Here is a 21,036-nt window from a genome sequence, read left to right as displayed (position 1 = left end):
CTGCGTAAAGACGACGGCGACCGCGTTGGGAATGCGTGAAGATCGTGGCCCCCGACCGGATTCGGGTTGTTGACTGGGTTTCGTGGCTCCTTCCGCACTCGACGGCCCGACCGGCGGCTATCGCAACGCACCCGTCTCCGCACCCGGGGTGAACGCCCTTTCCGGCAGCCCTCCTCCCGCGTGGGGAGGAGGGCTGCCGGGCGGGGTGCTTTCGGTGCGTCCCACCGAATTGATGCACGCGGTGTCGGCGTTCCAGGAAGCCGCGGCGGCGGCATCGCAGGCCGCGAACACCGCGCCGCACACCACGTCGCTATCGGACACAGTCACATCGGACACCGCGCCGTGGGGAGCGGACCCGCTAGGGGCGGCCTTCGGCAGCCGGTACACCGAACCCGCCCGGCAGGTGCCCGCCGCGCTGGAGGCGCTCGCGAAGGTGCTCCACGAGACGGCCGATCGGCTCGGTCGCACCACCCGCGGTTTCGTCGACGCCGACGATCAAGCCGCCGCCATGGTGAAGCACCATGCCCGCGACTGAAGTCCCCGCCGGTGTCCAGCACCTGCTGGAAGTCCTGGTCGGCAGCGACTGGCCGGGAGGCGATCCCGGCGAACTCCGGCAGATCGCGGACCAGTGGCGCGCCACCGCGAAGAAGGTCGAGACCGTTCAGGACCTGGTTCGCGCGGGCGTGCGTCAAGTCGACAGCGCCTTGGAAGGGCGGACCCGAGAAGAGTTCGACGCTTTCATCGCACCGCTGACGGCCGAAAGCGGTTACCTCGACGCGATCCGGCAGACCTGCCTCGGCCTCGCCGACGCGCTGGACGAGATGGCCGTGCAGATCGAAATGCTGCGCATCCTCATCATCGAACTCCTCGTCCTGCTCGCCATCCAGATCGCCGCCGAAATAGCCGCCGCGCCCTTCACCTTCGGCGCGTCGCTGGAAAGCATCCCCGGCGAAATGGCCGCGACCAGGGCGGTCGTCGTCACCGTGCTCCGCAGGGCCGTGATCGGGCTGATCAGCCACCTGGCCGCGTCCCTGCTCGAACAGGTCGGCGTGGTGTTCCTCGACCAGTTCATCCTGATCTGCCAGCACAAGCTCTCGGGATTCCGGGGCGACACCTTCAAAACGGCCGCCATCAACGCCACCGTCGGCGGCGCGGTCGGCCTCGGCGTCGGCGCGCTCGGCGGCCTCGCCAAGGCCGGAACCGCGAAGTCCCTGCGCGAGCACATTCCCGCGGCTCGCCACTTCGACGGCACCGCACCGAAGACCTGGAAGGACGGCGGCAAGCACTTCGCCTTCAACGCGCCCCTCGACATCGGCTGGGGTGCCGCTACCGGCGCCGCCGAGGCCGCCGCGCAAGACGCGGCCACCGGTTCCACCGGCGATGAGGTGTACGGAGCGGAGAACGGCGCCTTCACCGGCGCGCGCGACGCGGGGCACAACGCGTTCAACCCGCACAGCAAGTTCTCCACGAACCCCGCGTACTACCTCGACAAGAAGCTCAACGGCCACTGGGACAAGACCCGCACGCCACCGACCACATCGGACGACCGGCCGCCCCGGTTGCCGCCGCTCGGTCGCGAGGACTGGGATACCTGGGCCAGGGATACCCTGGGGGCACTGGATTCCTGAACGCGGTGCCGGGCCGGGTGCGTCGCGGCTCGCTCGCGTGGCGGGCTACTCGACAGGAACATCCTTTCAGCCCGCTCCGGCCTCCGCCCGCCCCGGCATCGCCTGTGGCCGGTGCGGCGCCGGGACGTCCGAGGGGAGCAGCACGCAGAGATCGTCCATTGTGGGCTCTTGGATGCTGCGGGTGCGGCGGGCGTGCGAGGCGATGGCCGAGTCCAGCACCTGACGGGCGTACCGGCCGTTGCCGAAGGAGTTTCCGCGCTGGACCGCCGCGAAATGCGCGCGCAGGGCCGCCACGGTGGGCCCGGTGCACTCGTACCCCGAGGTGTCGGCGTGCTGGTTGAAGATGGTGACCAGTTCGTCGGCGCTGTAGTCCGCGAACCGGATCCGGTGCGAGAACCGCGAGGAGAGACCGGGGTTGGCGGCGATGAACCCGGCCATCTCCCGCTCGTACCCGGCGGCGATCACCACGACCTCGTCTCGGTGGTCTTCCATCAGTTTCACCAGTGTGTCGATGGCCTCGCGGCCGAAGTCGTGGCCGCCGCCGCTCCCGCTGCCCGAAGACAGCGCGTACGCCTCGTCGATGAACAGCACGCCACCGCGGGCGCGGTCGAACGCCTCGGTGGTCCGCCGCGCGGTGTGCCCGACGTACTCGCCGACCAGGTCCGCGCGGGCCACCTCGGTGACCTGCCCCTGCGCCAGCACGCCCATCGCGGCCAGCAACGAGCCGTAGAGCCGGGCGATCGTGGTCTTACCGGTACCCGGCGGACCCGCGAAGACCAGGTGCCTGCCCACCGGCGGCGACGGCAGCCCGTAGGCGGCCCGGCGCCGCGCCGAAGCCAGCAGGTCGACCATGGCCGCGACCTCGGCCTTCACCTCGGCCAGGCCGACCAGGCCGCGCAATGTCTCCAGTAGCTGTTCGACGCGTTCCTCGTCGATCTTCCCTGCCCCCGCACCGACAGAAGCACCCGGCAGCGGTCCGAGATCGTCGGGCAGCAGCCTGGTCAGCTGGTCCGCGGTCACCTCCGTGACATCACCGAGCCGGTACGCCTGGCGTCCGACCATCTCCTCGAAGACCTTGCGCGCGGTGCGGCCGTTGCCGAAGGCGGCGTCCCTCGGCAACGCGGTGAAGTAGCTGTGCAGTTCCGAGCGGGTTTCGAATTCGAGCTGGTAGTGGTTGTGCTGGCAGATTCCTTCGACGATGGTGACCAGTTCCGACGAGGAGTAGTCGGCGAAGTCGATGGTGCGGGAAAAGCGCGAGGACAACCCGGGGTTCGCGGCCAGGAACTGGCGCATGTCGTTGGTGTACCCGGCCACGATCACCACCACGTCGTCGCGGTGGTCCTCCATCAGTTTCACCAGTGTGTCGATCGCTTCGCGGCCGAAATCCGGGCCGCTGCCGCCCGATCCCTGCGAAAGGGTGTAGGCCTCGTCGATGAAGAGCACGCCGCCGAGCGCCTTTTCGAACATCTCCGCGGTCTTGATCGCCGTGCCGCCGACGACGGCGGCGACCAGATCCGGCCGGGCGCATTCGACGAGCTGCCCCTTCCGCAGCACGCCGAGCGCGGTCAGGATGCGGCCGTACATGCGCGCGACCGTGGTCTTGCCGGTACCCGGTGACCCGGTGAACACCAGGTGCTGGGACATCGGCGGCGACGGCAGCCCGGCAGCCACCCGCCGCCCCGCCATCTGGTGCAGCCGCACCAAGGTTTCCACTTCGCGCTTCACCCCGTCCAGGCCGACCAGGTCACCCAGTTCGGCGAGGAGCCCTTCCAGCTCACCGGCGGCGCTGAAATCGCCTGCCCCGGCGAGGTCGTCATCGCGTCCTCCCGGACGGCGCGGCACCACGGACAACTGGGGCTGCGCGGGCTCGGCGGTCTTCCCGGATTCGTCGAAGACGACATGGGCGCCCTGGAACCGCGTGTCGGTGCCGTTGCCGTCGATCCGGCACGCCCGGATCTCCACCGGCTCGTCGGTGCGCACCAGGACGCCGTCCTGCTCGTTGTCCCGCACGGTGCAGGCGATCATCCCGCCGGTGGCCTGCCCGAGCCACTCGACCCCGGACCGGTTCTCGCTGAACATCCCGCCGTCGACGGCGAGTTTGGCCTCGCCGCGAACGGAGAGCGCCGCCGCGGCGACCCGGGTGATCCTGCTGTCGGACACCGAAGCTTCGGCCTGCCCGTCGATGACGAGCCCGCCACCCGCGCCACCGCTGATCTCGCACCCGACGAGCTTGACCGCGCCGTCGGTGTCCACGAACACGGCGTCGTGCTTGGATTCGGTGATGGCGCAGGTCGACAAGTGCGCCGCGGCCCCGTCCCGCACCTGCACCGCGTACCCGCCGGCGCGGGCGATCGACACCTGTTCCAGGTCGATCGTGGCGTTGCGCACGGCCACCACGGCCTGCGCCTCGGTGTCGCTGATCCGGCAGTCGCGCAGGATCGGGCGCGACTCGGCTGCCAGCACCGCCACACCTTCTACATTGGACACATCGGTGGCACTGACCACCAGCTCGCTCTCCTGCTCGACGACGATCGCGTTCTCGCCGATCTCGTCGATCCGGCACCGGTGCAGGGTGCCGAGGCCGCGGGCGGCGACCAGCACCGCGCTACCGGCTTCCTTGATGACGCAGTCGGTCAACGTCGGCATCCCGCCGGTGCGGGACACCACCGCCGTGCTGGTGACCGCGACGAACGTGCACCCCTGCAACTCGGCCTTGGCGTGGTCGTACACCAGCAGGCCGGCGCCACCGGCGTTGCGCACCTCGCAGTCGCTGGCCTTGAACCCGGTCCCGCCGCGCGCCGTGATCGCGACCTCGGAATCGGCGAACACCTCGCACTCGCCCATCTCCAGCACCCCGGCGCGCAGGTCCACCGCGATGTCACCGCCGCTGTGCACGAGCGCGATACCGGACAGCTTCGCGTGCTCGGCGTTCAGCGCCAGCACCGGATCACCGACGGCCACCACGCGCACCTGGCCAGGGGTGCCGGCGCCGGACAGGCTGATGTCGCGGTCCAGCACGATCGACTCGTGGTACGCGCCGGGCCGCACCGAGATGACATCGCCGTCGGTGGCCGCCGCGATCGCGTCGGTGATGGTGCGGAAGCATTCCGGTTCGCTGGGCGAAACGCTCAGCATCGCCCGCGTGCCGGTCATCCTGCTGGCCATAGCGGGCCCTCCTCGTTTTCCGGGTTCAGCGCGGTGAGCGCGCGGTAGCGGTCCAATGGGGACAGCGGCGTGCGGGCGGACGGTGTCGCCATCGCGTAGCGGGCCAGCTCGATGTCGGGGGCCAGCATGTGCCGCTCTAGGTAGTAGCGCGTCGCGTCCGACCACACCCAGCGACCGTCGGTGCGCAGGTCCGCGGGCACCGCGCCGGCCGCACCGGAAAGCAGGTCGGTCATCCGCGCACCGGTTTCCACCAGCACCTCGCCCGCGTCGAAGAAGTCCAGCAGCCGCCGGCGTTCACCGGGGTCCGCCACCAGCTCGCGCGCGGGGGCGAACCACGGGCCGGACTCGGCGGAGGCCCCGTCGAAGGTACGGGCGACCTTCACCTCGCCGAGCGGATCCCTCGTCCAGAGCAGCACGGCCGAACGCAGCGCGCGCTCGTGGTACCGGGGCAGCTCGGTGTCCGGGGCGAACACCTCCACGCGCGGGATCGCGTCCTCGTCGACGCCCCGCTGCACGTCCAGCGTGATACCGGCCAGGTCCGCGTCGTAGTCGGCCTGGACCAGGTAGACCCGGTCGGCGCCGTCCCGCATCGCCGCCCAGCACGCCACCGTCTCCGGATCGCCCGCCACGGCCGCGACCACGGCCTCGTCGGCCTCGTCGGCCTCGTCCCGCGGGACGTCGCCGTCGGGGGCGAACCGGTACCGCCGCGGGGTTTGCGCGCCGAGCACCGGCTCGAGCGCGGCGAACAGCTCGGTCACCCGCTCGAAGTCACCGGCGCCCAGTTCCTCCCTGGCCACGGCGAGCCAGCCGTCCGGGGCGCGGCCGGCCAGCCGGAGCAACCGATCGTGCGGGTCCTGGTCGAGCGCGGCTTCCGCCGTTGCCCGCCGGTCGACCGTGGTGTCCATCAGTCAAGAACCTCTTTCGCTTCAGGCCGCGGGAAGCGGGCCGTACCACCGGCCGTTCGCCGCCGGACCGCCGTCGAGTTCGGCGGCCGCCCGCCCCTTGGCCGCCGCACGCAGCCGGGCGAGCACTTCTTCGCCTTCGCTGCCTTCTTCGGCGAGCAGGATCCGGCGCACCGGCCCGCCTTCGACCCCCAGCACCCTGAGCCGGGTATGGCCCGGCAGCACCACGTCACGGGAAACGTCGAGCTGGTCCGGACCGGCCACGTGCACAAGGCCGTGCAGCCTGCGGGCCGTGGTCGCCCAGATCAGCGCCTCCGTCCCGCCCACCGCGTGCGGCGAGTCGGACGGGGCCGCGACGAGTGGTTCGCGCAGGCGCACCAGGGTTTCCGGCGCAAGCGCCACGTCGTCGGGGACGCCGCGAACCACGACGGTCCGCACCGTCGGCAGCCTGCGCAGCCCGCCCGCGAGGCACACGTGGAAATCGGTGTCGTAGGTCGTTCCCGGCTCTTCCCCGAACACGCGGACCGCGGCCAGTTCCGCCAGCAACGCGCCCTCTTCGCCCCGGCTCGCCCGCAGACCCGGCCGTTCGGACAGCAGTTTGGTGACCGCGCGCGTGGCGACGTCGTACTTGGAGCCGAGTGCGTCGCGGACGTTCTTGCGCTGCTCGGGCGTGCTCCGCGCGTCCGCAGGCACCTCCACCGGACTGCTCGCGACCGCGGCTCGCGGCGCCGGTTCGGTTCGCACAGCCGGTGAAGACACCGGGGGTGCCTCGGGCGCCTTCGCTTCGGGCTCCGGTGTCTTGGGGCTCGCCGCCACCGGTGCCTCCGACGTGCGCGACTCGGCACTGGCGACCAGCGGGGGCAACGCCTCCGCACGGCGCACGACGGTGCCCAGGGTCGTGGCGACCGACCTGGCCCCGGCCTGGCTCACCCGTGCGTGCCGCACCGTGTTCAGCACGGTCTGGACCTTGGTCGGCGGAGCCGGTTCGACCGCGCTCAGCGGGACGGACGTCGTGTCGTCCCCGTGGGCCGGTCCCGGCGGGGGAGGGACCGGCCCACTCGGGGAGACCTGGCTCAAGGGGGGTAAACCAGGTCTGCCCGGGACGGGTTCGGCTGGAAGGTGGGGGCTCAGCGGCGTCAGCTCGGTCTGGGGGAGGAACGCGGGCTCCTCCTCCACCGGATTCGCGGACGAGGCGGAAACCGTGGCGGACAGGGTGGACTCGATACGCGACGGGACTTCCACCGGCACGTGCCGGTGGCGCGGGGGCGCCGTCGCCGGTGCCGGTGCCGGTTCCGGACGCTGCGGCCGCGCGGGTTCGCCCGCGGGCGCGGACTCCTCCGGTGCTTCCCGCCCGGCCGGGGCACCGATGGCCTGCTCCCCCGGTGGCGACCGGAAATCCCACGACGACGCGGTCAGGACCGGTTCGGCAGGCAGCACTCGCCCGTCCGCGGTCACCACCACGCCGGCCGGGGGCGCCACGTCTTCGGCTTCGAGCGCGGCAGCCGCCTGGTCTTCCCGCGCCGCCTCCAGCGCGCCGGGCCACACGACCCGATCGGTGGCTTCGAGCCGTCGCGCGGCCAGTGCCGCCGGCCAGGTCAGCGGGACGATCCGCAGGCTCGCGACGGCGTCGTCGGACAGGCCGCGCACGAGTTCGTCCACCGCCGCCACCACGGTGGCAGGCACCTCGCGATCCGAAGCCAGCACCAGCTCGGCCTTCGGGCCGGTCCCCGTCTCCCACTCCGGCTCCGCCGGCAGCGACTCCGGCTTGACCAGAAGCCCGCGCGGCACGACCTCGACCTTCCACCCGTCGACCAGCCGGTACGAACCCGGCCCGGTCAGGACCATCTCCGGGGCCGGCGCGACCCACCTGTCCAGCACGGGCCCGCGGTCGGGCAGGTACACGCTCTCCACCGCGAACGGCCGCCAAACCCGGTTCCCCGACTCGTCGACCACCACCGGCCGCCGCTCGAACGGAACCCCGTGCGCCACCCGGACGGGCCTGCCCAGCATGGCCACGACCTCGTCGGCCAGCCCGGGGCAGCCGTAGTGGGCGAGCACCGCCCGATCGCGTCCTTCCTCGGTCAGCGAACGCAGCAGGCTCGCGACCGCCTCCGGACCGGGCGAGGACTCGCCGGGGGCGCCGATGACGACGAACATCCGGTCCGGGTCGGGCGGCTGCCGGAACAACGGGTCGCCGGGGCGGGGCAGTCCTCCCCCGGCACGCACCCAGAGCCCGAACGGGATCTGCGCGACGCCCGGCGGCAACGCGACGGGCAGGTGCCGTTGCCAGGGCGGCACGGGCAACCGCGGCCCGACCCGGAAGGGCGGCCCGCCCGACCGGTAGGCGACCCAGCCCGCACCGGACCCCGGCACGAACAGGCTGCCGTCCGGGAGCGCGATGGGCATCCGCTCGGGCACCACGACCTCGGTGCCGAGCAGCTCCGACAGCAACCGCGCGGGCGGCCACGCCTTGTCCTCGGCGGCGACGGCGAGCTTCGGCGCCACCAGCCGCAGGCTGCCCGTCGTCGTCTCGGCGATGTCGGCGATCACCCACGGATCGATCCTGGCCACCGCGTCCACCGCCGACGCGCCGACCACCACGGTCGTCCGGCCCCGCTCGGGCCGGGCCGCCTCCGCGAGCGCGATCGCTTCGCGGTCGGCGCCGGGGCGGCCGACCACGAGGGCCTGCCCGACCCGCCCGACCTCGATCGATGCCTCCACCATGCCTCCTCTGACAGCTACGACACGGCCGGGCCCCGCGCGGGGGTTCACGATCCGGCCAATTCGGCCGGACGAGTCGCCGTCAGCCCCCGGATGAGGGCGTTCGTGCCGCGACGACCTCATCGCCGCTCAGCGCGATGCCAATTTCCTCGTCGATATCCACGGAACATGTTCCACCCTCCGGAGCGAAATCCGCCGTCCGCATCGGAGAAACGCGGGAATGCGAAACTGGATCACGAAAAAAATGCACAGTCCCGGCGCATCCCTTTCGGTTCAAGCCGTTTCGGCAAGCGGTTGCGGGAACGCCTCCCGCAACGTGCGGAGTGCGTTGTGGACCCGGCTCTTGACCGTGCCGGGCGGCACCCCGAGCGCTACGGCGGCCGAAGACGCCGTGCGGTCGGCGAAGTACACTTCGACGACGGCGCGCCGGTGCCGGGCGGAGAGGTTTTCCAGCACCGCGCCGACGACCATCCGGGTCTCCACTTCCTCGCAGGGAGTCGAAACCGGGGTGAGCGTCTCCAGCGCGTGGTCGACCAGCTCGACCTCCTCCGGACGGGCCCGGCGGCTGCGGTGCATGTCGACGGCGAGGTTGTGGGTGACGCGGATCAACCACGCCCGCACCGAACCGCGGTCCTCGGTGAGCCGCTCGAGGTTGCGCCATGCGCGCAACCAGGTTTCCTGCACCACGTCCTCGGCGAGATACCGATCCCCGGTCACCCTGGTGGCGTAGGACAGGACCGCGGCGCCGTGTGCCTGGATGTGCTCTTCCAAAGTGGTCATGATCGTGCCTCGGCGTTTCTGGTCCGCTTCGAGAAGTCGTTGACGCAAAGGAAGACGCCGGCCCTCTGGCCCGGGTTCATCGGCACTGCCCGTTCCGCCAGACATTTTGCCCGAACACCGATGTTCGAAATTCGATTGCCGCCTGAATGCCGTCGTTCACCTGAAGACATATGCGATCGTTCCCCCGAACCCGAAGAAATCCACTGCACTGATGTCGACCGTCCACACGCGGTCCTCGGCTCGTACCTGCCTGCCGGCCACTTGCCGTCCAGACAGGAAAGGTCTCGCCGGAAACAACAATACGGGGCGACGGCCCAGAAAAATCCGGCCCAAGGTACTTCCGCCAGCAAGACAGTCCGAAAATACTGCCGTGCACCAGGATATTCCGCGTAGTGATCGGCTTCCTACGCGAGGTAGCGGACCACCGGGGTGCGCGAGAGCGCGTTCGCGCAGACGATCGAGTGCCTTCGGGCAAACGAATCGGGTAGCGCTGTTCGCGGTCACCCGCCTCCGGCGCCCTCACGAGGCGAAGCGCCGGAGGCGGTGCGCCGAGGTGTCAGATCGCGCCTGCCCGCAGCGCGAAGGCGACCGCGTGCGCCCGGTTGTTGAGGCCACAACGGCTCATCATGCCGTGCAGCACGTTCTTGACCGTGCTCTCCGAGTACGCGAGCGCGGTCGCGATCTCTTCGGTGCCATGGCCATCGGCCACCATCCGGAGTACCTCACGCTCCCGCGCGGACAGTCCGGACAACGTCAGACCGTTGGGTTCCAGCACGTCCTGCTGCATCCGGCTGAGCTGCTTGAGCAGGCTGCCCTGCAACCGGGGCGGCAGGTACGCCACGCCCTGGCTGACCGCGAGGACGGTCCGCACCAGTTCCGCGGCACCGGTGGCGCTCCGCTGCAACAACGCGGCCATGCCGCATTCGAGCGCGGCCATCAGGACGTCACTGCGAAAGTGCTCGGTGACGATCACACAGCGCGGCGGCGACTCGAGCTCCGACGCGGCGCGAACCTCGCGCAGGAACGCGAAAACACTGTCATCAATGGAATCCGCGACAGCCACGATCACCTCGGCCCGCGCCGAATCGGCATCCACGAGCACCTTCACCCGCTCATCAGCACCAAGCATGCTGGCCGCGCCGAGCCCGGTCATCGGGTCCGGCGCGTGCACGGCGACGGCCACGACCGCCTCGGCGGTGTCGGCGGTGTCGGTGGTGTCGGCGGGCGACCACTTCAGGTCAGTCACTGAAATCCCCCCAAGATCGGCGTCGCCAAGGCGCTACACGCCATCCGTCGACCAGATCGATTCCGCGCGCGCCGGATCGGTCATGGCGTCCATGACGCGCAGCAGCGACGCGGCACCCACCGCGGCCGGAAGCCCGCCGGAAAGCCGGATGTGCGCCAGCAGCCGCGGATCGGGTGCGAGGTGGTACTCCCGCAGGTAGTAGGTGATCGTGTCGGTCCAGACCCAGGTGCCGTCGGTGCGCAGGCTCATCGGCACCACGGCGCCCCGTACGGGATCCACGACGTCCTCGCAGGTGCTCATGGTCAGCACCAGTTCCGCGCCCGCGTTGAGATAGGCGAGCACCCGTTCCCGCGCGGCCCTGTCGACGATCAGGGGGTGCTCCGGCGCGAAGGCCGGCCACGCCGCGGAATCCGCCGTGTCGAAGATCCGGGCCACCCGGATCGCCGGGGTGGCCGCGGCCCACAGCTCGCGTCCCCGCGCGCACACCATCCGCTGGTACGCGGGCACCTCGCTCCCGGCGCGCACGACCTCCACGCACGGAACGCGTTCCCCGGCGACGGCCAGCATCTCCTGCAGGCGGCCGGTCAGCGCGGGCTGGACGCGCGCGTCGTCCACTTCGACGAGGTACACCGGGCACGGCGGGTCCGGCGTGTCGTGCACCGGCCGCCGCCACGCCTGCCACAGGCGGCACGCGGCGGGCTCGTCGGTCAAGGCCGCGGCCAGGTCTTCGCCGAGCCGTGCCCCGGCGAGCGCCGCACCGCCGTGAGCTCCGCCGAACGGTGGCAGCGGGGCGAACCGCCACGGCAAGGGCGAGCCGGGATCGATCAGCTCGACGGTGTCCAGCTCGTGCAGGTCCGCGCCGTCGATCTCCAGCAGGTCGGTGAGGATGCCCAGATCGTCGGCGGTCAGCGGCAGCGCGCACCGGGTCCCGGCGAACGCCACCATATGGGCGACTTCGCCGTGCAAACCGTGCGCCAGGAAACCACGCGCCTCGACCAGCACGTCATCCGGTACCCAGCCGGCCAGCCGAAGCAACATCTCGTGCAGATCCAACGCGGTCAGATCGGGAGTGCTCATTCCTGCCCCTGTCGTCCTGCCCTCGCCGGACCAGCATGACAACCGGCTCTCCACAGCCGCTCCACGAACGCTCTATAAGGTTTTCATAAGCCACCGCAAGACATTGGCCCCTCGGACCGGCAGTTCGTCGGCAACTTGCCACGGCTTCGCGGCACGGTACACCGCTGACGGCACCAGCTTTACCACAGCAGCGGGAAATCCGAGTGCTCAGTCCAATTCGGACAGCAGGGTCAGCGGTGCTCGTGACCGGCGCTTCCCGCGACGGGCACCAGCCCGGTCACCAGGCGGGTCGGGTAGTCGAGACGGCCGATGACGCTTTCCGCGACACTCCGCATCCGCCCGGCGCGCACGGGATCGGAAGCCTCGTACCGCACGAGGTTGCGCGCCGGGTCCAGCGGGGCCGTCCTGGTGGTGACCACGTCGGCACCCCCGCCCGGCGGCCGGATCCACAGCCCCGCCTCGACGACTTCGACCACCGCGTCCGGCGCGTACCGGTAGACGCCCGTCGCGACCTCGGGCAGGCCCGCGATCGGCGCCCGGTGCGCGCACACCCTCGGCTGGGCGTCGCCGGGCAGGTAGGCGACTTCCCGTGCGAACGGCCGCCAGCCGTGCGAACCGTCCTGCCGCAGGGCGAACACGTCCGGCGTTCGCGGCGACCCGACCGGAATCCCGGTGCAGCACAGCACCGGCGCGTCGAGCGCGTCCGCGAGTGCCTGCCCGAACGACACGTCCCCGGGAAGGGCCAGCCCGCCGAAGGCCACGAACCTGGCCCTCGCCCGCACCTCGCCGGGCAGCGTCCGCCAGAACTCCTTGACCTCAGCCAGGTCCAGGCCCGGCACGTCCGGGCTGCCCAGCACGATCGTGGGTGCGTCGGGCAGGCAAGGCACCGTCCTGATCAGCCGCACGCGTCCGCGCTCGAACACCGCGTCGGCGCCACCCGGCCGGAGCCACACCCCGGCGGGCAGCGGTTCGGCGACGGCACCGCCACGCACCGCCCTCGTCTCCGCGAACTCGGGTGCTTCCCAAGCAGGACAAGGAAACCGTTTCGCCGCCCACTCCGGCGTCCGTCCCGGCCGGAACCATCCCCAGCCGGTGCGCGGTCCGGAATGGACGAACAGGCCCGCGCCGTTCTCGATCGCCAGCCCGTACGGCGCCAGCACCGGCCGGGCGATCCGCTCGGCGAGCCACGGCCCGACGTGCGAACCGAAGCAGAGCGGACGCCGTCCGGGTACGAGCCGCACCGGGCCCTGCCCGTCCGGCAGTGCGGCCGCGAAGGACTCCCACAGTTCGACCGGGGACTCCGGCGGGAGATCCGCCACCACCACCTGGTGCTCCGGATCGGCGGGCAGCGACGCGGCCAGCGAGCGGGCTTCAGCGGTGCCGCCGTCCCCGGCGTGTACCACGAGCACCTCCCCGACCCTCGTCACGTCGTGACCGGCCCCGGTGCGCGCGGGCTTGCGCAGCTTGGCCAGCAAGGACATCGGATTCCTTCCGGGTTCGCGAAACCTCGTCCCCTGCCGACGACCCTAGGCCCGCCACCGGCCCCGGTGCGGAGAACCGGGGCTTCTGTGCACGATGCGTGGCTGAAGAGCCCTACCGGCGGAACCGATGGCCGCCCAGCGCGTAGCCGCGGACCAGCGCGGGCACACGACCCCGCCCCGGTACGCCGAGTTCGAGCAAGCCGGCCTCGCGAAGCTCGGCCACCGGCGAAACGGGCAGCGGATCCCAGTCGAATTCCGGCTCCGGAAGCTTGCTCAAGCGGACGAGGAGTTCGCCTGCCGGCGCGGAAAGGCCGCGGCAGACCTCTTCGATGCCGTGCAGGACCGAGGTCGCGTCGTCGTCGACGGTCAACGCGCCCCAGCCGATGGCCTCGTCGTCGAGTTCGTCGAGGAGACCAGCGCAGGACGTGCTCGCGAAACCACCGAGTTCCGTGCCGAGCCGGAGGGAAGCGGCTCGGAGGGCGAGTGGCACGTACCCGCAGCGGGCAGCCACCGTGCCGAGCCGCTCGTCCCCGGAAACGGCCGGAGCGTGACCGCACAACAGGTCCCGCGCGGCCTCCGGTTCGAGCCCCGCCAACGGGATCCGGCGGACCGCGCCCGCGCCGGAGAGCTGGTACCTGCTGGTGAGCAGCAGGGTGCTCCGGCCGTGGCCGGCCACCAGCGGACGCACCTGCGCGAGATCGGTGACGTCGTCGAGCAGCAGCAACGCGCGCCGCTTGGCCAAGAACGCGCTCAATTGAGCGGCTTTCGCCTCGACCCCGTCCGGCGCGTCGATGCCGAACGCCCGCAACTGGTGCTCGAGCACGCCGTCCGCCGAAAGCGGGCCACCCGCGACCGTCCCCCGGAGGTTCAGGAACGTCTGGCCGTCGGGGAAGGCGTCGCGGTTCCGGTGGGCGAACTCGACCGCCATCGCGGTCTTCCCGATACCCGCGTGCCCGGTCACCAGCACCGCCCGCTCGACGCGGTTGACCAGCCGGGACAGATCCGCCAGCGCGCGGCCCCTGCCGACGAAGCCCCACGGCCGGTGCGGGGTCTGGGCCGGGCGGCACACCACGGCGCCGGGGCCCGCGCCCTCCTGGCTGGCGATGATCTCTTCGTGCAGCCGCACGGTTTCCGGTCCTGGACGCACACCGAGTTCCGTACGCAGCCGCGCGCGGAGCGCCACGAGTTCGGCGAGCGCGTCGTCCACCCTGCCGCTCCGGAACAGGCTGGCGCTGAACAGCGCGGCCAGCCGTTCGTCGAGGGGGTTTTCGCGCACCAGCCCGGAGCATTCCACGGCGGCCCGCTCCGGCTGCCCCGAGCCGAGCAGGGCTTCGGCGCGCAACCCGCGCGCCACGACGCGCGAACGCTGCAACCGCGACCGCTCCTGTTCGGCGAACGGGCCCGCCGTCCCCGGCAGGGGCGTCCCGCGCCACAGCTCGTCCGCGGCGTCCAACGCGGCGAAGCACCCGGCCGCGTCCCCTTCGGCCCACGCCGCCTTCGCGACGCCGGTGAGCCGGTCGAACTCCAGGACGTCGACGTGCCCCTCCGGCACGCACAGCCGGTACCCGCCTTCCTCGGCGCGCAGCACGAGCCGGTCACCGGGATCGCGCTCCAGCCCGCGGCGCAGCCCGGAGACGTAGGTGTGCAGGTTGCCCACCGAGCTTTCGGGTCCGTCGTCGCCCCACACCGCGCGCAGCAGCGCGTCACGGGGGACCAGCTTGCCCGCCCGCAGCGCCAGTACCGCGAGCACGGCGGCCTGCCTGGACCGGCTCACCTCGGTGACGTGGTCCCCCCGCGTCACCGAGACCACACCGATCAACCGGATCCGCGGCGCGGCTCCTCCCCCGTCCACGCGATGCACCACCCTTCGTGCTCGATCGCTCACGAATGACCGGTTGACAGCAAGGTAGGCTCAAATGAGCGGCGGTGAGCGTCGCAATCGATCACCACGGTATTGGGTCCGCTCAGATTCGCCACAGGGAGCACATCTTGGCATCCACCGAGCCGATCTCGATCGCGGTGCTCGGGCCGCTGCGGATGCGGGCGGGCGGTGCGGAAGTGGCGGTGGGATCGCCGCGGCGGCAGGCCGTGCTCGGCTTCCTCACGATCAACGCGAGGAGCGTCGTCTCGCGCGACCAGCTCGTCGACGCGGTGTGGGGCGAAGAGCCGCCCAAATCGGCCGCGGGCAACGTGCACACCTACATCTCGGACCTCAGGCGCGCGATCGCGGCGGCGACCGACACCGCCACGGCCGCCACCGTGCTCCAGACCGCCGGCGCGGGCTACCGGCTCGAAGTACCGGACGAGAACCTCGATTTCCGCGAGGTCGAACGCGATCTCCGCACGGCGTCGCGGTTCGCCGAGGCCGGCGAGCTCACCGAGGCGATCGCCGCCTGGCACCGGACACTGCGCCGGAGCCTGGCCACCCCGTTCGCCGGGATCGACGCGCCCTATGCGCTCGCCGAACGCCACCGCCTGGAAAACCTCGTGCTCGCGGCGGTCACCGACCTGGTGCAGGCGCTGCTGACCCGCGGCACGGAGGCGGACACGCGCTCGGCACTGACCACGCTCGAACGAGCACTGCGCGAGTACCCGCTGCATCAGCGGCTCGCCGAGATGCGCATCCGGGCCCTGCACGGCAGGGGCAGGCGCGCCGAAGCACTGGAGCAGTACGAGACCACCCGGCGGCTGCTCGCCGCCGAGTTGGGCGTCGACCCGGATCGGCGGCTGCGCGAGGCCCACGACGAGATCGTCACCGACACGGTGTCCGCCCTGCACGAACTGGGCGACGCCGTGCCCGCACTGCCCGTTCCCGAGCCGCCGATCTCGTTCGCGGGCCGGGCGGACGAACTCGGCTTCCTGGAGGACGCGCTCACGAGAGCGGCCCCGGGAGAATCGCGCATCCTGACCGTCGACGGGCCGCCCGGTGCCGGCAAGACCGCGCTGGCCCTGCGCTTCGCCCGCGATGTCGCCGCGCGGTTCCCCGACGGCTGCCACTTCCTCGACCTGCGCGGATCGCAGCCGTCCACGGCGCCGCTGTCGGCGGCGGCGGCACTGCGGCGGCTCATCACCGCCATCGGCGGGCCGGACGTCACCGTCCCGGCCGGATTCGAAGACCAGCTCGGCGCGTACCGGACCGAGCTGGCGCGCAAACGCCTCCTGCTGATCTTCGACGATGCCTCCCACGCCAACCAGATCCGGCCGTTGCTGCCCGGCGGCGGCACCACCGTGCTGGTCACCAGCAGGCGCAGGCTCAGCGGCCTGGTCGCGACCGAAGGCGCCGTACGGCTTCCGCTCGACGTGCTGCCCCACGACGCCGCGCGCCGGTTGCTCGCCGGTGCCGTGGCGGAATCGGAGACGAGCGCGCTGGACGAGCTGGCGCGCCTGTGCGGGCACCTGCCACTCGCGCTCGGCCACGTCGCGCACCACCTCGCCGCGGAGCCAGCGCGAAAACCCGCCGAACTCGCCGCCTGGCTGCGCGACGAACGCACCCGGATCACCCGGCTCGACCAGCTCGGCAGGCAGCACGGGCACCGCGGCATCCAGCACGTGTTCGCCTCGGCGGTGCACGCGTTGAACCCGGACGAAAAGAAGCTGTTCTCGTTGCTGGGCACCAAAACCGAGACCACCATCGACGTGGCCGGTATCGTCCGGCTCACCGGATGGCCGGAACCGCCGACCCGGCACCACCTCGACCAGCTCGCCATCGCCGGCCTGCTCGACTGGGGCACCTGGGACCAGTACCTCATCACGCCCTTGCTGCACCTCTACGCCCGCGGACCGAACGCGGCCTGATCGGGAGCCGTCAGATCGGGACGTTCGACTGCGCGTGCACGACATCGTCGAGCAGCCACGCGCCCGCGGCCGTGACCTCCCGGTGGCGCCCGGAGACTTCCCCGGCCACCGCGACCTCCGGGGGATCGGCTCGTTCCCGCCAGCCGCGGCGCAGCGGGAAGAACGGGACCAGGAAGCGCGCGATCTGCCAGGCGTGCACCCGGAACCCGAACTTCGCGGCCAGCAGGATCACCTGGACGAAATTCGCCGACTCCGCTTCGCACCACCGAATCGCCGCCTCGTGGTCGTGCAGTTCCGGGGGCGGCACGGAGAACGGCGGCTGCTCGATCGGCTCCCGCGAAAGAGGTCCGGACGGCATCAGCCGGGCGGCGAGGGCGATGCCCTGCAGGTACCAGTCCAGGAGCATCCGTGCGGCACGGATGCGCTGCGCCGCGGTTTCCTCGGACTCGAACCTCTCCAGCGCGTAGCTGCGCAGCAAACCGTGGATGCGGTAGCGGCCGGGGAGGCGCTCGCTCAGCAGATGGGAGCTGACCAGCATGCGCACCGCGCGCCGCGCGGCGTCGAGATCGCTTCCGGCCATGGTCGCGATCGCCTCGATCGAGAGGCTCTCCCCCGGGAACACGCCCAGCACGCGGAAGACCCTGGCGGCGTCCGGCGGCAGCGCCGCGTAGGACCACGAGAACACCGCGCGCGCCGTGTAGTGGTCGTCCTGTGCCGACAACAGGTCCAAGCGCCGATCTTCGACGCTCAGCACGGCAGCCAGTTCGGCGAGGGTGTGCCGTGGTCGCATCGCCGCCCGTTCCGCGGCGATGCGCACGGGCAGGGCCAGCAGACCGCACGCGCGGACGATCACGCGCGCGGCCTCCGGTTCGCGTTCGACCCGGTGCTCGCCCGCGATCGCGCCGAGCAGCTCGATCGCCTCCCGCTCGCCGAGGACGCCGACGGGCACGGCGGCGGCGCCCTCCGCCACCGAGAGCCCGCGCAGCCGGTTGCGGCTGGTGACCACGGCGAAACAGGTGTCCGATCCCGGCAGCAGCGGCCGCACCTGCGCCGCGGTGGCCGCGTTGTCGAGCACCAGCAGCACGCGCGCGTCCGCCAGCAGCGTCCGCAGGTGCCCCGATCGCGCTTCGAGCCCCGCCGGCATCTTTTCCGCCGGGACGCCCAGGGCGCCGAGCAGCCTCGCCAAGGCGTCTTCGCTGGCCATCGGCCGTTGACCGGGCCCGACTCCGCGGAGGTCGACGTAGAGCTGGCCGTCGGGGAAGCGGGCAGCGGCCTGCGACCCGAAGCGGGTGGCCAGCGCGGTCTTGCCGGAGCCGCCGTCGCCGTGCAGGACGACCGCCCCTTGGCTCGGCCGCGGGGAACCGTCCGTGTTCGCGAGCCGGTGCAACGCGGCCAGCTCCGCGGCCCTGCCGACGAACGAGCCGATGTCGTGCGGCAGCTGCGCCGGCGCGGCGCGCTTCTTCCCCGTCGCCGGGTCCTTGCCACGCTTGCGCGACACCGCGAAGTCACCGCCGAGGGTGCCTGCCAGCAGCGACTCGGACCGCTCGCACAGATCGCGCGCTTCCGCGGTGCGCCCGCCCGCGGTCAGCGCTTCGATCAGACTGGTGGTGAGGCGCTCGCGAAGCGGGTGTTCGGCCACCGGCCGCCGGAGCCGCTCCACCACCTCCTCGTGCTGGCCGAGGTGCAGTTTCGCCGCGGACCACGACTCCAGCACGTCCAGCCTGCGCTCGGCGTACCACTCGCGCTGGTACCGCGCGAACGGGCAGGGGACGTCCTCGAAGGCCGTTCCCCGCCAGCAATCCAGCGCCGCCTTGAACTCGGCGGCGGCCGCGCGGTAGCGGCCCTCGGTGTACAGCGCGGCTCCGGCGTCGGCCCTGGCGGTGAACCGGTGCGCGTCGACCGCGTCGGCAGGCAGCCGGAGCCGGTAGCCCGCCCCCATCGTCAGCAGGATCGTGAACGGCTGGTTCCGCACCGGGCGCGGTTCGAGCACGCGCCGGAGTGAGGCCACATAGGACTGCAGGTTTCCCTTCGCGCTGGCAGGCGGGTTTTCACCCCAGAGCATCGTGGTGAGCTCGGCACTGGGCACCGCGTTCGGGCAGCGGAGAGCCAGCGCGGCGAGCACCGCGCGCTGCAACGGGCTTCCCATGGGCACCGGCTCGCCGTCCACGGTCACGGAGACCGCGCCGAGCACCCCGATCTCGACCTGCACGGCTACCCCCTCACCGGATACCACAGAGGAGCGAATTCGGACATTGGTCACCCCGCGCGAGTGGGTCGGCACCGGCAGGCGAAATCAATCCTGCCGACAATCTACCTCAGCGAACTAATTCGGAAACATTTTCGGGTAACGATCACTCCGCCGTGGACACTGCGCGCGGTCAGCCGGCTACCCATCGGGAACTTCCTTCCCGCAACGGAATTCCGCGAGGTACATCGCGCCGATCACCAGCACCATTCCGGCAATGACGCGGATCGTCAGTTCGTCGTGATCGACCAGAACGCCGAAAAGACCCGCGAAGACGGGCTCCATCGTCAAGGTGACGGCCGCGACCGCGGCGGGCACCCGAGCCTGCGCCCAGGTCTGGACCAGGTAGGCCACCGCCGTGGCCAGCACGGCCAGCCCGATGACGGGGATCCAGAACCCGCGCCCGGCTGGCAGGACGATGCCGTCCGGCGCCCCGAGCGCCAGGCAGAGCACCCCGACCACACCGAGCTGCACCACGGTGAGCACGTGCGCGTCACCCGGCGCGGACCATTCGCTGAGCCCGACGATGTGCAGGGCGAGGAAGAGCGCGCACAGCACCGTGAGGCCCTCACCGGGGCCGATGGTGAACCCCCGCAGCGACAGCACCCCCAGCCCCGCGGTGGCGATCACCACCGCGGCCCAGGTGGCCGCCCCGATCCGGTGCCGCAGGAGCACCCCGGCGAGCACCGGGGTGAGCACCACCGACAGGCCGGTGATGAACCCCGACATGGACGCCGAGGTGTACTGCTGGCCGTAGGTCTGTGCGATGTAGCCGAGGCCGAGCACCAGTCCCAGCAGTGCGCCGTGGCGGAGGTGGCGGCGGCTCAGCTTCCGCAGCAGGCGCGGACGCGACACCGCCAGCACCCCGGCCGCGATCAGGAACCGCACCGCGAGGAAGTCCATCGGCGACGCTTCCCTGGTGACGTCCTTGACCACGACGAACGTCCCGCCCCAGATGGCGGTGACGCCGACCAGCGAAACCACCGCGAGCAGGCTCGGCCCGCCCCGGCGGACGACGGGCGGGGCGGCCGTCGGCGCGCTCCCGTCCGCCACGACGTGCGCGTTCACGGACCCGCGTGCGGCCGCTGGGTCATCGGCGTGAAGTCGATCAGCAGGATCGCCCGTTCGGACGGGCCCGGGCCCGGGCCGGCGGTGACCGGAGCGACGTAGTGGCTGACCATGTCGTCCTTCACGCCGTAGGAATCCAGCGGGCGCGACAACGTGAAACGGGCCAGCACGCTGTCCTCCGGCACGTCGTCGGGGGACTTCCCCGCGCACTGCGCCGCCGCGATGACGTTCTCCCCGCCGCTCGCGTTGCACCGGTAGATCAGGTGCGCGAACGTGTAGGGCTCGCCGTCCTGGTGCAGCATGTCCGGGGTCGCGGCCGCACGGGCGCCAGGACCGGCCACGGACAGCTTGATCAGGTGGACCCCGACGTGGATCGGCCAGCACCGGTCCTCGTCGTGCCAGCTCGTCCTGGCGAAGTCGAACCTGATCAGTTCGGCGAGCAGGGAGCTGTTCTTGATCGCCTCGGTGAGCGACGGAAGCTGCCGCACCTGGTCCGCGTATTCGGGGTTGTGCGTGCCCTGCTGGTAACGGTTGACCGCGTCGCTCGACGCGTCCGCCGCGGTCTCGGGCATCCAGTCGAACTCGCCGCTCCACGGCAACAGCACCCCGCGGCCGAAGCGGCGGAACCGGCCGGAGCTTTCCGCATAGGGATCGACCGGCAGGTTGTCGAACTCGAGGGCAAGGGTGTGAAATCCTTCGTCCAACGCGGAGACACCCAGCTGCGCCGCCAGGTCGTACCGTTCGTAGCCGAGCTGCTGAAGTCCGGAAAGAATCGCGGTAGAATGCATCGTCGTCCTTGGCTCAAGGGTGATCTATTGTCCTGGCGGATGGAGATCTGGCGCCTTCAAGAATTGCCGTCCTAAAACGAACTGATGAGTGCTCCTGGTTGTCCCGGTGCAGGCACCGGGACAACCAGGTCGCTCTTTTC

14 protein-coding genes are annotated in these 21,036 nt (G+C 71.5%); 3 read left to right on the top strand and 11 right to left on the bottom strand.

Going from position 1 to position 21,036, the window contains the following annotated elements:
• The first annotated feature begins 82 nt into the window (after nt 1-82).
• Nucleotides 83-535, top strand: coding sequence for a hypothetical protein (locus ABD256_RS34240; protein ID WP_344428748.1), 453 nt, complete (start codon nt 83-85; stop codon nt 533-535).
• On the top strand, nt 522-1,628 hold the full coding sequence (locus ABD256_RS34235; protein ID WP_344428746.1) for a WXG100 family type VII secretion target: 1,107 nt from the start codon (nt 522-524) through the stop codon (nt 1,626-1,628). Before ABD256_RS34240 ends, ABD256_RS34235 begins: the two co-directional genes overlap by 14 nt.
• 66 nt (nt 1,629-1,694) lie before the next feature.
• Here ABD256_RS34235 and ABD256_RS34230 read toward each other — a convergent pair whose 3' ends face one another.
• The 8 genes from ABD256_RS34230 to ABD256_RS34195 all read right to left on the bottom strand — a co-directional run bounded on the left by ABD256_RS34230 (nt 1,695) and on the right by ABD256_RS34195 (nt 14,852).
• On the bottom strand, nt 1,695-4,793 hold the full coding sequence (locus ABD256_RS34230; RefSeq protein ID WP_344428745.1) for an AAA family ATPase: 3,099 nt from the start codon (nt 4,791-4,793) through the stop codon (nt 1,695-1,697).
• Complete coding sequence (locus ABD256_RS34225) at nt 4,778-5,698, bottom strand: hypothetical protein (protein WP_344428743.1); 921 nt, start codon at nt 5,696-5,698, stop codon at nt 4,778-4,780. The genes ABD256_RS34230 and ABD256_RS34225 overlap by 16 nt, the downstream gene beginning before the upstream one ends.
• Nucleotides 5,699-5,719: 21 nt before the next feature.
• Nucleotides 5,720-8,419: a hypothetical protein gene (locus tag ABD256_RS34220; RefSeq protein ID WP_344428741.1), complete on the bottom strand. Its 2,700-nt coding sequence runs from the start codon at nt 8,417-8,419 to the stop codon at nt 5,720-5,722.
• 270 nt (nt 8,420-8,689) lie between these two features.
• Nucleotides 8,690-9,196: a sigma-70 family RNA polymerase sigma factor gene (locus ABD256_RS34215; protein WP_344428739.1), complete on the bottom strand. Its 507-nt coding sequence runs from the start codon at nt 9,194-9,196 to the stop codon at nt 8,690-8,692.
• 556 nt (nt 9,197-9,752) lie between these two features.
• A complete protein-coding gene (locus ABD256_RS34210; protein WP_344428737.1) occupies nt 9,753-10,442 on the bottom strand; it encodes a helix-turn-helix transcriptional regulator in 690 nt (229 codons plus the stop codon).
• A 33-nt stretch (nt 10,443-10,475) separates the two neighbouring features.
• On the bottom strand, nt 10,476-11,519 hold the full coding sequence (locus ABD256_RS34205) for a hypothetical protein (RefSeq protein WP_344428735.1): 1,044 nt from the start codon (nt 11,517-11,519) through the stop codon (nt 10,476-10,478).
• A 230-nt stretch (nt 11,520-11,749) separates the two neighbouring features.
• The gene (locus ABD256_RS34200) at nt 11,750-13,000 is read right to left on the bottom strand and encodes a hypothetical protein (protein ID WP_344428733.1); all 1,251 of its coding nucleotides are present in this window, start codon (nt 12,998-13,000) and stop codon (nt 11,750-11,752) included.
• A gap of 112 nt (nt 13,001-13,112) precedes the next feature.
• On the bottom strand, nt 13,113-14,852 hold the full coding sequence (locus ABD256_RS34195) for an AfsR/SARP family transcriptional regulator (RefSeq protein ID WP_344428731.1): 1,740 nt from the start codon (nt 14,850-14,852) through the stop codon (nt 13,113-13,115).
• A 137-nt stretch (nt 14,853-14,989) separates the two neighbouring features.
• On the opposite strand from ABD256_RS34195, the gene ABD256_RS34190 reads away from it, so the two are divergent.
• A complete protein-coding gene (locus ABD256_RS34190) occupies nt 14,990-16,795 on the top strand; it encodes an AfsR/SARP family transcriptional regulator (RefSeq protein WP_344428729.1) in 1,806 nt (601 codons plus the stop codon).
• Nucleotides 16,796-16,805: 10 nt separating this feature from the next.
• Here ABD256_RS34190 and ABD256_RS34185 read toward each other — a convergent pair whose 3' ends face one another.
• The 3 genes from ABD256_RS34185 to ABD256_RS34175 all read right to left on the bottom strand — a co-directional run bounded on the left by ABD256_RS34185 (nt 16,806) and on the right by ABD256_RS34175 (nt 20,896).
• Complete coding sequence (locus ABD256_RS34185) at nt 16,806-19,004, bottom strand: AfsR/SARP family transcriptional regulator (RefSeq protein ID WP_344428727.1); 2,199 nt, start codon at nt 19,002-19,004, stop codon at nt 16,806-16,808.
• A gap of 177 nt (nt 19,005-19,181) precedes the next feature.
• Nucleotides 19,182-20,108: a DMT family transporter gene (locus tag ABD256_RS34180; RefSeq protein WP_344428725.1), complete on the bottom strand. Its 927-nt coding sequence runs from the start codon at nt 20,106-20,108 to the stop codon at nt 19,182-19,184.
• The gene (locus ABD256_RS34175; protein ID WP_344428723.1) at nt 20,105-20,896 is read right to left on the bottom strand and encodes a 2OG-Fe dioxygenase family protein; all 792 of its coding nucleotides are present in this window, start codon (nt 20,894-20,896) and stop codon (nt 20,105-20,107) included. Before ABD256_RS34175 ends, ABD256_RS34180 begins: the two co-directional genes overlap by 4 nt.
• Nucleotides 20,897-21,036 lie beyond the last annotated feature (140 nt).

The organism is Amycolatopsis minnesotensis (assembly GCF_039529815.1).
GTDB lineage: Bacteria > Actinomycetota > Actinomycetes > Mycobacteriales > Pseudonocardiaceae > Amycolatopsis > Amycolatopsis minnesotensis.
The sequence above is the reverse complement of the archived record's forward strand: the minus strand, read 5'-3'. Positions and strand labels throughout refer to the sequence as shown.

What these genes read in the sequence shown, in the direction of transcription:
- ABD256_RS34200 (WP_344428733.1), bottom strand. Translation starts at nt 13,000, where the DNA reads ATGTCCTTGCTGGCCAAGCTGCGCAAGCCCGCGCGCACCGGGGCCGGT.
- ABD256_RS34215 (WP_344428739.1), bottom strand. Translation starts at nt 9,196, where the DNA reads ATGACCACTTTGGAAGAGCACATCCAGGCACACGGCGCCGCGGTCCTG.
- ABD256_RS34230 (WP_344428745.1), bottom strand. Translation starts at nt 4,793, where the DNA reads ATGGCCAGCAGGATGACCGGCACGCGGGCGATGCTGAGCGTTTCGCCC.
- ABD256_RS34175 (WP_344428723.1), bottom strand. Translation starts at nt 20,896, where the DNA reads ATGCATTCTACCGCGATTCTTTCCGGACTTCAGCAGCTCGGCTACGAA.
- ABD256_RS34235 (WP_344428746.1), top strand. Translation starts at nt 522, where the DNA reads ATGCCCGCGACTGAAGTCCCCGCCGGTGTCCAGCACCTGCTGGAAGTC.
- ABD256_RS34205 (WP_344428735.1), bottom strand. Translation starts at nt 11,519, where the DNA reads ATGAGCACTCCCGATCTGACCGCGTTGGATCTGCACGAGATGTTGCTT.
- ABD256_RS34220 (WP_344428741.1), bottom strand. Translation starts at nt 8,419, where the DNA reads ATGGTGGAGGCATCGATCGAGGTCGGGCGGGTCGGGCAGGCCCTCGTG.
- ABD256_RS34225 (WP_344428743.1), bottom strand. Translation starts at nt 5,698, where the DNA reads ATGGACACCACGGTCGACCGGCGGGCAACGGCGGAAGCCGCGCTCGAC.